General features: G+C 72.6%; 8 protein-coding genes. 5 read left to right on the top strand and 3 right to left on the bottom strand.

Going from position 1 to position 12,776, the window contains the following annotated elements:
* Positions 1–101: 101 nt before the first annotated feature.
* On the bottom strand, positions 102–1,610 hold the full coding sequence (locus tag NAEX_RS36075; RefSeq protein ID WP_096332010.1) for a M20/M25/M40 family metallo-hydrolase: 1,509 nt from the start codon (positions 1,608–1,610) through the stop codon (positions 102–104).
* Positions 1,611–1,879: 269 nt separating this feature from the next.
* On the opposite strand from NAEX_RS36075, the gene NAEX_RS36070 reads away from it, so the two are divergent.
* Genes NAEX_RS36070 through NAEX_RS36060 form a run of 3 tightly spaced genes read left to right on the top strand, consistent with a single transcriptional unit; the run spans position 1,880 to position 7,871 of the window.
* Positions 1,880–3,523, top strand: a complete 1,644-nt coding sequence (locus NAEX_RS36070; protein WP_096332009.1) for a sensor histidine kinase — start codon at positions 1,880–1,882, stop codon at positions 3,521–3,523.
* Entirely contained in the window at positions 3,520–7,473 is a 3,954-nt protein-coding gene (locus NAEX_RS36065; RefSeq protein ID WP_096332008.1) for a PAS domain S-box protein, read from the top strand. The genes NAEX_RS36070 and NAEX_RS36065 overlap by 4 nt, the downstream gene beginning before the upstream one ends.
* Positions 7,474–7,493: 20 nt before the next feature.
* Entirely contained in the window at positions 7,494–7,871 is a 378-nt protein-coding gene (locus tag NAEX_RS36060) for a response regulator transcription factor (RefSeq protein ID WP_170136292.1), read from the top strand.
* A gap of 9 nt (positions 7,872–7,880) precedes the next feature.
* Here the strand turns inward: NAEX_RS36060 and NAEX_RS36055 are convergent, their stop codons facing one another.
* Complete coding sequence (locus NAEX_RS36055) at positions 7,881–8,792, bottom strand: DMT family transporter (RefSeq protein WP_170136291.1); 912 nt, start codon at positions 8,790–8,792, stop codon at positions 7,881–7,883.
* Positions 8,793–8,905: 113 nt separating this feature from the next.
* Here NAEX_RS36055 and NAEX_RS36050 point away from each other — a divergent pair, with 113 nt between their 5' ends.
* Entirely contained in the window at positions 8,906–10,546 is a 1,641-nt protein-coding gene (locus NAEX_RS36050) for a GAF domain-containing sensor histidine kinase (RefSeq protein ID WP_096332005.1), read from the top strand.
* Between the two features lie 241 nt (positions 10,547–10,787).
* The gene (locus tag NAEX_RS36045) at positions 10,788–11,264 is read left to right on the top strand and encodes a DUF1579 domain-containing protein (protein WP_096332004.1); all 477 of its coding nucleotides are present in this window, start codon (positions 10,788–10,790) and stop codon (positions 11,262–11,264) included.
* A 555-nt stretch (positions 11,265–11,819) separates the two neighbouring features.
* On the opposite strand, the gene NAEX_RS36035 is transcribed toward NAEX_RS36045, so the two are convergent.
* The gene (locus tag NAEX_RS36035) at positions 11,820–12,599 is read right to left on the bottom strand and encodes a hypothetical protein (protein ID WP_096332002.1); all 780 of its coding nucleotides are present in this window, start codon (positions 12,597–12,599) and stop codon (positions 11,820–11,822) included.
* Positions 12,600–12,776: the final 177 nt, after the last annotated feature.

Raw genomic sequence — 12,776 nt, 5'->3', positions numbered from 1 at the left:
ACCTCACGGCTCGCCCCCCGTCGACCAGGGACAGGGCCGCCGGCGCAGCCCGACCGGCGGCTGTACCTTCTGCCATGTCTCTTGAGACATGTCGCGGCCCCTCACTCGCGCGCGACCCGGGGGAACGCGGCCGGGCTGCGGTAGCCGTCGCGGTCGTACGCGCGCACCGCGAACAGCCAGTCGTCCTTGCTGAACGGCAGCGTCGCCTCCGTGACCGCCCCGACGTCCTGCGCGTGCTCCCAGCCCGGCGCCGAGGTGGCGCGCCGCAGCACCTCGTAGCCGGCGACGTCGGGCTCGGGGCTGGCGGTCCAGCGCAGGGTCGTGTCGCCGGTCAGCTCGGTCGCCATCAGCTTCGGGTCGCCGGGCGGCGACGGGGCGTCGGCCAGGTGGGCCAGCGCGGCCGCGTTGACGCGGGCGACGTCGGCCAGGTAGGCCGCGTCGACGTGCGCCGGCAGGTCGCCGTAGGCCCGGCCGGCCTCGGTGCGCACGTCCTGGTGCTGGCGGTCGTAGTTCTCGGCCACCTCGGTGAAGCGCACGGCCGCGAAGCCCTGCTCGTTGAAGGCCGTGTGGTCGCCGCCGCGCAGGAAGCGATCTGGCCGAAAGACCAGGCGCGGCCGCACCGCCAGCCCGTGCAGCGCCGCCACGTCGGCGACCACCCGCGCGAGCTGCCGCGACGGCGCGTCGGCGAACGCCCCGGTCTGGCGCGCCAGCTGCCACGCCGCCAAATCGGCGGTCACCGGCACGCCCTCCGAGAACAGCCGGATCTCCGCGCGGTGACTGCCCCCGCGCGGGTCGCTCGGGTCACCGACGATGTCGTTGCTCAGCGCTCCGGCGATCTCGAGCCCCGCCGCCCTGGCCGCCTCCGCGTGGCGACGCGCGCCGAGGAGCCCCTGCTCCTCGCCCGCGGTGGCCATGAACACCAGCGTCGCGTCGAAGCTGCGGGTCGCCATCACCCGCGCCAGCTCGAGCACCAGCGCCGTGCCCGAGCCGTCGTCGTTGGCCCCGGGCGCCTCGGCCGTCGCGTCCATCACGTCGCTGGCGCGCGAGTCGTAGTGCGCGAGCACGTAGTAGCGCCGCCGCCGGGCCTCCGGCATCGACCCGGGCAGCACCGCGACCACGTTGACCACCTCGACCTCGCGATCGACGCGCTTGCCGTCGGGCGCCACGCGGTGGACGTCGAACGCGGCCGTCATCGCCAGCTCGCCGGTGCGGCCGCTCGCCTCGGCGGCCCGCTGCAGCTCGGCCAGCAGCCAGCGCCGCGCCGCCCCGATCCCGCGCGTCTCCGAGGCCGTGTCCGACAGCGTGTGCCGCGTGCCGAACCCCGCCAGGCGATCGACGTCGGCCCGCAGGCGGGTCGGGTCGATGTCGGCCAGCAGCTTCGTCACCGACGCAGGCGCGGGCCCGGGCAGCGCCGCCCCCGACGCCGACGCGGGGCCCGGCGCCGCCTTCTCGCTCGCCGCCGCGGCGCCTCGCGCCTCGTCGCTCGCGGCTTCGGCCGGCCGCGGGCTCGAGCTCGGGGGAGCTGCGGCCGGCTCGCCGGTTCCGGCGGGCGGTCCGCCGCAGGCCAGCAGCGCCGCCGCGGACATGAAGAGGAACGGACGCAGCGTCACCGCCCCACCTTAGCGGAGCCCGGCGCCCGCGTCGCCGCGTCGCGACGCCGGGGCCGATCGGGCGGCGCGCGCCGGCGCGGGGGCGGCCCGCCACGACCTGTCCTTTGGGACTCGTGACGGACGCCGCGAACGCGGCGCGCGGTCCGTTCGCCCCGCCGCTGCCGACGCCGGCCGGCGGCCGCGGCGCGACCGACCGCCGCCCGCTCGCGCCCGGGGGCGAGGCTTGAAAAGGGTCCGATCGGTTCTATGCCCCCCTCCGAAAAGGAAGGATGGCCAGCGAGCGTCGCTACATCGGAGAGCTCCTCGCCGCGTCCGGCGCCTTCGTCGGTGATCACGACGACCTCGTCGAGTGCCTCGAGCAGAGCGCCGTGGGGATCCACGTCGTCGACCGCACCGGCGCGATCGTATGGGTCAACCCCGCCTTGTGCGCCGCGCTCGGCCGCGACCCCGACGACTGCGTCGGCCGGCACGCCGCCGAGCTGCACGTCGACCCGGATGTCTTTACGGACATCTGGTCGCGGCTCGGCAAAGGCGAGCGGGTGCGCGGGCGGCGGGCCCGCCTGCGCGAGCTCGCCGTGCGGCGGGTGCTCGCCGGCGAGGTCGTGCGCGAGCTCGAGGCCCACGTGCGGCGCGACGACGGCGCCCTGTTCGCGGTCACCGTCACCGCCTGCCCCGTCCACGACCCCACCGGCGAGGTCTCGGCGATCTCCGTCATCCTCCACGACGTCACCGAGCTCAAGGACATCGAGCAGGCGCTGCGGCTCAGCGAGAGCCGGTTCCGCAGCCTGGTCGAGGCGACCGCGCAGATCGTGTGGTCGACCGATCCCGAGGGTGCGGCCTTCGAGGACTCGGCCTCGTGGCGCGCCTTCACCGGCCTTACCTTCGAGGAGACGCGCGGCTCCGGCTGGCTCGCCGCCGTCCACCCTGAGGACCGCGGCCGCGTGCGCGAGACCTGGCGGCGGATCTGCAGCGGGCGCGTGCCCGGCACCATGGAGTACCGCCTGCGCCGCGCCGACGGCACCTACGCCGACACCGAGGTGCGCGCCGTGCCGATGCTCGGCCAGGACGGCGAGGTCCGCGAGTGGGTCGGCGTCTGCGTCGACGTCAGCGACAAGCGGCGCGTCGCCGAGCAGCGCGAGGCGCTGGTGGCCGACCTGCGGCGGGCCATGCATTACCAGGAGATGTTCATGGCCGTGCTCGGCCACGACCTGCGCAGCCCGCTGTCGGCGATCCTCATGGCCACCAGCCTCGGCCTGCGGCGCTGCCCCGACGAGCGCCTGCGCCGCGTCCTGCAGCAGATCGCCAGCAGCGGCCAGCGCATGCTGCGGATGATCGAGCAGCTGCTCGACGTCACCCGGATCCGGGCCGCCGGCGGGCTCGAGATCCGGCCGACGCACGCCGACCTGGCGGCGATCTGCCGCACCATCATCGACGAGCAGCAGCAGGCCAACCCCGAGGCGCGCATCGTCCTCGACGTGCGCGGGGAGACCCGCGGCACCTGGGACGTCGACCGCCTGTCGCAGATGGCCTCGAACCTGATCGGCAACGCGATCCAGCACGCCGAGGGGGCGCCGGTGGCGACCGCCCAGGTCGACGGGCGCGACCCGGCCGTCGTCCGCTTCGTCGTCCACAACCGCGGCGTGATCGCGCCCGAGATGCTCGGCGCGATCTTCGACCCGTTTCAGCGCGCCGCCAAGGGCGGGGCCAAGACCGCCGGGCTCGGGCTCGGCCTCTACATCACGGAGCAGATCGCGCTCGCCCACGGCGGCTCCGTCGCGGTCGAGTCGACACGCACCGGCGGCACCTACTTCCGCGTCGAGCTGCCGCGGCACCCCGAGCCGGCGACCTTGTCGCCGCCGGGCGCCCGCGACCAGGACGGCGTGCCGCTGCTGCGAGGAGACGTGGTCGGATGAGCGGCGGCGCCTCTCCCGGCTCGCACGCGCAGGGGGACGGCGGCGGGCCGCCGCTGCAGATGCTCGTCGGCCTCGCCCGCGCGATCGCCCAGGCGCGCACCGACCCGGCCGCGATCGTCGAGGTCACCACGCGCACCCTCGTCAAGGACTTCGTCGACGGCAGCGCCGCCCACCTCAAGGCCGACTTCAACGTCCGCGCCTACGCCCACCGCGACATCCTCGCCGAGGAGTTCCTGCGCGAGAGCTTCGCCGGCATGCCGCTCGAGCTGCTGCCGGCCGGGCGGGTGATCGCCAGCGGCCGCCCGGTGTTCCACGCCCACCTGCCGACCGACTTCGCCGACGACCTGCCGCCCGAGCTGCGCGCGTACGTGCGGCGGTTCGCCATCGCCAGCGTCATCATCGTCCCGATCCGGGCCGACGACGCCGTCGTCGGCGCGCTGTCGATGTGGCGCGACGACCGGCGGCGGCCGTTCTGCGACGACGACCTCAACACCGCCCACGTGTGCGCCGAGCACGTCGGCCTCGCGCTCGAGCACGCGATCGCCTTCCGCGCCCTGCAGGACCGCGAGACCCGCTTCGAGCTGGCGGCGCGGGCCACCCAGGAGGTGCTGTGGGACTGGGACATCGCCACGGGCCGGGTGTTCTGGGGCGACGCGATCTACGACGCGCTCGGCTGGCGGCGGGACCAGGTGCGACCGACCTTCAGCTGGTGGGCGGACAACATCCACGAGGCCGAGCGCGAGCGGGTCCTGGCCGAGGTCGAGCGGGCGATCCGCGACAACCCGGACCGCGTGCGCTGGCGGCTCGAGTACCGGTTCCGCCGCGGCGACGGCGGCTTCGCCCACATCATCGACCGCGGCTTCGTCCAGCGCGACGAGGACGGCCGGCTGCGGCGGCTCGTCGGCTCGATGCAGGACGTCAGCGAGCGCGTCGAGGTCAGCGAGCGGCTGAAGCGGCGCGAGGAGAGCTACCGCGCCTTCGTCGCCGGCAGCGGCGAGGCCATCTGGTGCCTCGAGGGCGACGACCCGGTGCCGACCGACCTCCCGCCCGACGAGCAGATCGACCTGTGGTACGAGCGCTGGCGGCTCGGCGAGTGCAACGACGCGATGGCGCGCATGTACGGCTACGAGCGGGCCGACGAGCTGCGCGGGGCGCCGATCGACCTGCTGTTTCCGCGCGACGACCCGCGCCTGCGCGAGTTCTACCGCGCCTTCATCGCCGGTGGTTACCGCCTCGTCGACGTCGAGGATGCCGATCACGCCGGCGGTCAGCGGCGCTTCCTCAGCTCGCTCGTCGGCACCGTCGAGGACGGCCGGCTGCGCCGCGCCTGGGGCACCCGGCGCGAGGTCACCGACCTGGCGCGCCAGGCCGCCGCGCTGGCCCGCTACCAATTGATGTCGCAGCACGGGCGCGACATCTTCCTGTTCGTCCGCGGCGACGACGGCCGCATCATCGAGGCCAACGACGCCGCCGTGGCCGCCTACGGCTATTCGCGCGACGAGCTGCTGCGCCTGCGGCTCGCCGACCTGCGGGCCGAGGGCGCCCCGCGCGAGGACGCCGACGGCGGCCTCACCGAGACGACGCACCGGCGCAAGGACGGCACCACCTTCCCGGTCGAGGTCAGCTCGCGCGGCGCCGACGTCCACGGCGAGCGGGTCCTGCTCAGCGTCGTCCGCGACATCACCGAGCGCCGGCGGACCGAGGCGGCCGCCCACCACGCCAGCGCCATCTTGCAGGCCGTGTGCGACAACACCCCGGACCTCGTGTTCGCCAAGGACGTCCAGGGGCGGATGGTGTTCGCCAACCCGGCCGCCATCGACGCCATCGGCAAGCCGGCCGAGGCGGTGCTGGGCCGGCGCGACGCCGAGTTCATGGACTTCGGCGTCGGCCAGCACATCAGCGACAACGACCAGCGGGTGCTGGCCAGCGGGCGCTCCGACTTCTTCGAGGAGCGCGGCCCCGACGGCCGGATCTTCCTGTCCTCGAAGACACCTTATCGCGACGCCACCGGCGCCATCGTCGGCCTGATCGGCATCTCGATGGACATCACCGACCGCAAGCAGGCCGAGGTGCGCCTGCGCAAGACCCAGGAGGCGCTGTCGTTGGTCCTGCGGGCCGGCCACATGGGCACCTGGATGCTCGACCCCGGCACCGACGCCGCCTGGCTGTCGCGCGAGCTCGAGGACATCCTCGGCCTCACGGCCGGCGCCGCGGGCGAGAGCAGCCTCTACGCCGCCGTCCACCCCGACGACCGCGCTTACCTGCGCGCCGAGATCGAGGCTGCCGTGGCGGACCGGCGCGACTACCGGATCGAGTTCCGCTTCGTCCGCGCCGACACCGGCGCGGTCGGCTGGATGGAAGGTCGCGGCCGCGCCGTGTACGACGAGTCTGGCCGTACGACCATGATCTATGGGATAGGTATCGACGTCACCCAGCGCAAACAGGCCGAGCTCGACCTGCGGGAGAGCGAGCAGCTGTTCGCCCGGGCCTTCGGCAAGAACCCCAACCCGATGACGGTCAACGAGCTCCCCGGCGGCGAGTACCTCGAGGTCAACGAGGCCGCGATCAAGGCCCACGGCTTCCCGCGCGAGGAGATGCTGGGCAAGACCCCGCTGCAGCTCGGCGTGCTCGTCGACGCCGAGGACGTCGAGCGCTTCAACCGCCTGCTGGCCCGCCGGGCCCCGGTGCGCGACCTCGAGCTGCGGCTGCGCAGCAAGGCCGGGCGGGTCCACAGCGTGCTGATGTCGGCCGAGCTGATCGAGTACCGCAAGCGGCCGTGCGTGCTCACCGTGGCCGTCGACGTCAGCGCCCGGAAGCGGGCCGAGTGGGCTCTGCTCGAGAGCGAGGAGCGCTTCCGGCAGATCGCCGCCACCATCGACGAGGCGTTCTGGTTGATGGAGTTCTCGCCGTACTGGCGCTTCGTCTACGTCAGCCCCGGGTGGGAGCACGCGTGGCGCCGCTCGCCCGAGGAGCTGTACGGCGACCCGACCCTGTGGACCCGCGCGATCCACCCCGACGACCGCGCCGCCGCCGAGGACTCGCAGCGCGACCTCGTCACCGGCGCGGTCGACTCGCGCGACCTCGAGTACCGGGTGGTCCGGCCCGACGGCGCCGTGCAGTGGATCCGCGACCGCGGCACCCTGATCCGCGACGCCGCCGGGCGCCCGTGGCGGGCCGCCGGCATCGCCGAGGACATCACCGAGCGCAAGCTGGCCGAGCGCGAGCGCGAGCGGCTGGTGTCCGACCTGCAGGTCGCGATCGCCGTGCGGGACGACTTCCTCTCGGTCGCCTCGCACGAGCTGCGGACCCCGCTGACCGCGCTCGGCTTCCACCTCGAGCACCTGGTGCGGCTGGTCGACCGCGGCGAGCACGACTCGGGCGTGCTCGCGCGCAAGGTCGACGGCGCGATCCGGCAGATCGAGCGCGTCACCGCGTTGGTCGACAGCCTGATCCACGTCAGCCGCATGAGCCTCGGCCGGCTCTCGCTCGAGCTGACGGAGTTCGACCTCGTCGGCCTCGTGCGCGATTTGGTCGCGCGGGCCGAGCCCGACGCCCAGCGGGCCCGCTGCGAGATCCGCGTCGACGCCCCGCCCGAATTGCGCGGCGCCTGGGACCGCAAGCAGCTCGACCAGGCGCTGCACAACCTCCTGGCCAACGCCCTCAAGTACGGCGCCGGCCGCCCGGTCGACGTGCGCGTGTTCGAGTGCGGGCCCGAGGTCGCCATCGAGGTGCAGGACCGCGGGATCGGCATCGCCGAGGAGGACCGGCCGCGGATCTTCGACCGCTTCGAGCGCGCCGTCTCGTCGGCGCACTACGGCGGGTTCGGCCTCGGCCTCTACATCGCCCGGCGGATCGTCGAGGCGCACGGCGGCGTCCTCGACGTCACCAGCACCCCGGGCCAGGGCTCGACCTTTCGCCTGCAGCTCCCGCGTCAGGCGGCGCAACCATGAACGTGGAGAACGAGGGACCGATGAACCGCGCACCGATCATCCTCATCGTCGAAGACGACCGCGACATCCGCGACGTGCTCGCCGAGATCCTCGCCGAGGAGGGCTACCAGGTCCTGGTCGCCGAGGACGGCGCCGACGGCCTGCGGCGGCTCGCCGAGGGGCCGCAGCCCGACCTCATCCTCCTCGACCTCATGATGCCGCGCATGGACGGCTATCAGTTCCGCGAGGAGCAGCGGAAAAACCCGGTCTGGAGCGGCATCCCGCTGGTGCTGCTGACCGCCGGCGTCGAGACCTCCGACAAGATCACCGCCCTGGGCGCGCTCGACGTCGTGCGCAAGCCGGTCAAGATCGACTTTTTGCTCGAGCTGATCGGCGCCGTCGTCCGCCGCGCCGCGTGAGCCCGGCGGTCACGCGCGCGACGGGATCCGCCTGCGGTCGGTCGCCAGCCAGCCCGCGCTGACCGCCAGGATCGCCGCCCCGCACCAGGCGACGAGGTCGACCTCCTCCTGGAACCACCAGATCCCGGCGAGCATCGCCAGCAGCACCTGCACGTAGCCCAGCGCCGTCGCCCGGCCGGCCCGCACCAGGTGGAGGCCGACGGTCATGCTCTGCTGATGAAGAAACGTGCAGACCCCGATCGCCAGAAGGATGGTCCACTCGAGCGCGTCGGGCGTCACCCACGTCGTCGCCGCCCACGGGGCCGACAGGATCGCGGCCACCAGCGCGTTGTAGAAGACCACCCGCACCGGGTGCTCCGTCGATCGCAGCTCGCGGATCATCACGTACACCCCGGCCGAGATGACCGCGCCGAGCACCGCGATCGCCAGGGCGAACGGGTCGGCGCTGTCCGCCCCGGCCCCGAACAGCGACTCCGGCTGGGTCACCAGCACCACGCCGACGAAGCACCCGACGATGAAGGCCGTCTCGCGGCGGTCGAGCGCCTCGCCGAGCACCACCGTCGCCAGCAGCAGCGTGAACACCGGGTGGATGTAATGAATGACGATCGCGTCGGCGATCGGCAGGTGCATCAGCGCATAGAAATAACAGACCAGGGCGACGAAGCCGAACAGCCCGCGCAGCGCCAGCATCGCGCGCCGCGTGCCCCATACGGGGATGTCACCACGCGCGAGCGTCCCCCGGGCGAAAGCGACCGTCACCAGGCTGCGGACGAGGATCACCTGGGGGAGCGGAACGCGCGCGCCGACGAGCTTGGCCAGCACGCTGAGTCCGCTGAAGAGAATCGCGGCGGTGACGAGGTGGATCACGCCCCGCTGCGTGGCCGCCGCGTCCGCGTCTTGCGGGATCTCGACGACACCCACGGGACCCTGACTGTACCATGGGCGCCCGACGTTCGCATGAACCTCGCAGTCCACCGCGCCGCCGGCGTGATCGCGCTTGGTGGTGACGACGAGCCCACCCCGGAGCGCGCGGCTTGAGTCGCTCTCGCTTCGCCATCGACGCCGCGAATCGACACCTCATCGAGCTGTTGACGGGCATCTCGTCGGGCATCGCGTCGGTCCACGACCTCGACGGCTTCGCGCAGGAGATCGAGCGCGCGCTCGACGAGCTGTGCGACGCCGAGTACATCGCGCTGTACCTGTGGGACTTCGAGGCCGGGCGCCTGCGGACCTTCGCGGGCCGCGGCTTCTCGCCGGCCGAGCGCGCCGAGGCGGAGCGGACCGCGTGGGATCGACACCCGGGCAGCGTGTTCCGCGAGCCGCGGCTGCTGCACGTCCCCGACGTCCTGCTCGACCAAAACCAGCAGACCCAGAACAGCGCGCGCAGCTTCGTCGTGCGCGCGCGCCTGTTCATGCCGGTGATGTGCCGCGACGAGGTGCTCGGCGTGATCGGCCTCGCCTCCGGCACGCCCAACCGCTTCACCGACGGCGACATCGCCGTGCTCGGCTTCATCAGCAAGCTCACCGGCGTGGTCTACCGCCAGCTGCTCGACCGCATCGAGCGCCAGCGGGCCGAGACCTCGCTGGCGACCACCGCCCGGCGCCTGCAGCTCGTCGTCGACGCCCTGCCGATCGCCCTGCTCAGCCTCGACCCGGCGACGCGCCGGATCTCCCTCGCCGAGGGCGCCGGCCTGCGCCAGCTCGGCCTCGACCCCGCCGCCTGCCTCGGCGCCTGCGCCGACCAGGCGCTCGCCGGCTTCCCCGCCCTCCGCGACGCCGTCCAGCGGGCCGCGTCCGGCGACGCCGTCAGCGAGCAGCTCGCCATGGGCGACCGCTTCATCTCGTTCCAGGCGGCCGCCCACCGCGGCGGCGAGCTGACCGTCCTGCTGTTCGACGTCACCGACCTGCGGCGCGCCCTCGACGAGCTCAAGCTCGCCAACAGCGAGCTCGAGCAGGCGCGCGACCAGGCGCTCGAGGCGACGCGGGCCAAGAGCTCGTTCCTCGCGGCGATGAGCCACGAGCTGCGCACCCCGCTCAACGCGATCATCGGCTACACCGAGCTGCTGCTCGAGGAGCACGCCGAGGTGGCGACGGGGGGCTTCGCCGCCGACCTCGAGCGGGTCGCCGCCTCGGCGCGGCACCTGCTCGGGCTCATCAGCGACGTCCTCGACCTGTCGAAGATCGAGGCCGGCAAGTTCGCGCTGCACCCGGAGGACATCGACCTCGGCGCGCTGCTCACCAGCATCGACGCCGCCTGTCGCCCGGGCCAGCAGCGCCGCGGCAACCGCTTCGTCCTCGACGTCCCCGACCCGCTGCCGGCCCTGCGCGCCGACGCCACCGCGCTGCGCGGGATCCTGATCAACCTCCTCGGCAACGCCCACAAGTTCACCCAGCAGGGCACCGTGACCCTGCGGATCCGCGAGCACGTCGAGGACGGCGCCCGCCGCGTCGTGTTCGTCGTCGCGGACACCGGCATCGGCATGAGCGAGCCCCAGCTGCGCAAGATCTTCGACAACTTCACCCAGGCCGACGCCTCGATCTCCCGCCGCTTCGGCGGAACCGGCCTCGGCCTCGCCATCACCCTCAACTTCGTCCAGCTCATGGGCGGCGACATCACCGTCACCAGCCAGCCCGGCGCCGGCTCGACGTTCACGTTCTGGCTGCCGGGCGAGTGATTCCTCCTTTGAAAGGACATGCCTCTTTAGGCATGTCCTTTCACGCATGCCCTTTCGAGCAGGGCCGAGGAGACAGGCTACTTCCGCGGCTCCGCCGTGTCGCTCTGCGGCCCCATCGGATGGCGGGCTCCGCGCCGCGACGGTCCGTGTACGCCTGCGCAGTCTCCGTTTGCACAGCCGCCCGAATTTGCCCAAAGTCCCGGCGCGACCACCGCACGGGGCTCGCGACAAGGAGTCGACCATGAAGTTCGAACCGCAGAAGCAACACCAGTGGCTGCAACAGCTCGTCGGCGAGTGGACCTACGAGACCGAGGCCTCGACCGACCCCGGCCCCGGGGGGGCCGGCCGCGGCCGCGAGACCGTGCGCGCGCTCGGGCCCCTGTGGATCGTGGCCGAGGGACGGGGCCCGATGCCCGAGGGCGGCGAGGGGCTCACGCTGATGACGCTCGGCTACGACCCGCAGCAGGAGCGCTTCGTCGGCTCCTGGGTCGGTTCGATGATGCCGATGATCTGGGTCTACGAGGGCTCGCTCGAGGCTGGCGGGCGGATCCTCAACCTCGACAGCGAGGGCCCGGCGATGTCGGGCGTGGGTTGCGGGAAGTACCGCGACGTCATCGAGATCGTGAGCGACGATCACCGCATCTTCTCGGGCAACGCGCTGCAGCCCGACGGCTCGTGGCGCCCGCTCATGCGCACGCACTACCGCCGCGTCCGCTAGCGGATCAAGGGGCCCCGGTGGAGCAACCGGGCAAGCAGCTCTCGGCTCCGCGCATTCCGCCCCTGGGCGAAGCAGCAGCACCGATCCGCCGCCTCTTCGAGCGGGCACACCTCGCCCCCCGTCGGGGTCGTGGTCTCGCCCGAGCTCGTGGTCTCGCCCGAGCTCGTGGTCGTGGTGTCCGCATTGGCGTCGCTCTCGCCGTCGCCCGGGTCACCTCTCGGCTGGGTGCAGGCCTCCGCGCCGAGCAACAGCGCGGACAGGATCAGGAAGCCAGGAGGGTGTAGGCAGGTCTCATGGTCAGGTCATCCGTAGGTCCGAATATTACGCGTGATTCCTGGATCACCGCAAACATCGCGGTGCTTTTGCCTCCTCCGCCCTCGCGCTGCCCGGCGGCCGGGGGACCGGCGCGCAGACGCGGGCTCCTGACGAGCATCGCCGGCCGAGCGTGCTGCGATCGCAGGGGGTCATCCCTCCCCGCAGCGCGCTCCGGCATCGACCCGCCATCACCTCCCGAGGCTTTGGGGCTGCCTGTGACGAAGGTCGAATGCACCTCGACTACGGGGCCATGCCGCCCAGTCGGTAGCTCCCGGACGCCCCGGAGCCGAAAGCCGCCTGCGCACGGTACTGTCCGCTCTGGCTCGTGACGTAGAACACGCTGCGGTTGCCCACGTTGACGAAATCGTTGTCCGCGATGAGAACGGTTCCCGAAGTCTGATCATAAAGATAATGGGACAGGCTGTACAGCGCGTTCGGGGTCACGGAGTAGTTGCAGAGGTGCGTGATGAAATTGCTGGTCGTCTTCGTGGGCGTGCTCGTGTTCGACGTCGACCCGCTGTAGTACCAGTGCCACGTCCACCCTCGCGTGGTCCATTCATTGTCGAACCAGGCCCCGTCGTCCGCCTGCGCGCAGCTGGTCCCGTACTCGGTCTGCGAGACGCTCCGGAACGAGAAGTTCGGCGCGCTCAGCTGTCGGGGCCGCTCGGAGGTCTGCGCGGCGTGCTGCAGCACGAGCTCCTCCGGCGCGTCGCCGTCGGGCTCGAGCGCCAGGAACATCTCCAGCGGCGTCGCCTCGAACTCGACCGCGAAGTAGCCGATGTACGACGGCTTGTCGAAGGGCCCCTCCTCTGCCACCACCACCGCCCCGTTCGCCGCTCGCGTGAATCGAATCGCGGCGCCCTCCAGCTCGATCTCCGCCAGAGTCTCGACATCGCCGTCCTCGGCGGCAGCGCCGTCGAGCGCCGTCTCGTTCGATTCGGCGTCGTCGCAGGCGCTCGCCCCGAGGACGAGGACCGCACCGAGCAGCGCACCAAGATGAATGTTCAGGTTCGTTTGCATGGATTTATCCGTGGTTTGGGTGCATCGGCGGCCCCAGGCGGAGCATCCGCGCGCGGCTCGTCGATGCGTCGATCGCCGGGCGCAGTCATCAGCAATCGACGTGCCGGGAGATGTCGTGGAATTCCGTGAGCCGGCGCCGGCGTACCGGCGCGCGGCCGCAGGTCAGCCCCAGGGCGG

It is taken from the genome of Nannocystis exedens (assembly GCF_002343915.1).
In the GTDB taxonomy this organism is placed as follows: domain Bacteria; phylum Myxococcota_A; class Polyangia; order Nannocystales; family Nannocystaceae; genus Nannocystis; species Nannocystis exedens.
Note: the sequence above shows the minus strand (reverse complement) of the source record. Positions and strands in the feature narration are given on the sequence as shown.

Coding starts and splice junctions, on each gene's coding strand:
- NAEX_RS36070 (WP_096332009.1), top strand. CDS start 1,880: ATGGCCAGCGAGCGTCGCTACATCGGAGAGCTCCTCGCCGCGTCCGGC.
- NAEX_RS36065 (WP_096332008.1), top strand. CDS start 3,520: ATGAGCGGCGGCGCCTCTCCCGGCTCGCACGCGCAGGGGGACGGCGGC.
- NAEX_RS36060 (WP_170136292.1), top strand. CDS start 7,494: ATGAACCGCGCACCGATCATCCTCATCGTCGAAGACGACCGCGACATC.
- NAEX_RS36045 (WP_096332004.1), top strand. CDS start 10,788: ATGAAGTTCGAACCGCAGAAGCAACACCAGTGGCTGCAACAGCTCGTC.
- NAEX_RS36035 (WP_096332002.1), bottom strand. CDS start 12,599: ATGCAAACGAACCTGAACATTCATCTTGGTGCGCTGCTCGGTGCGGTC.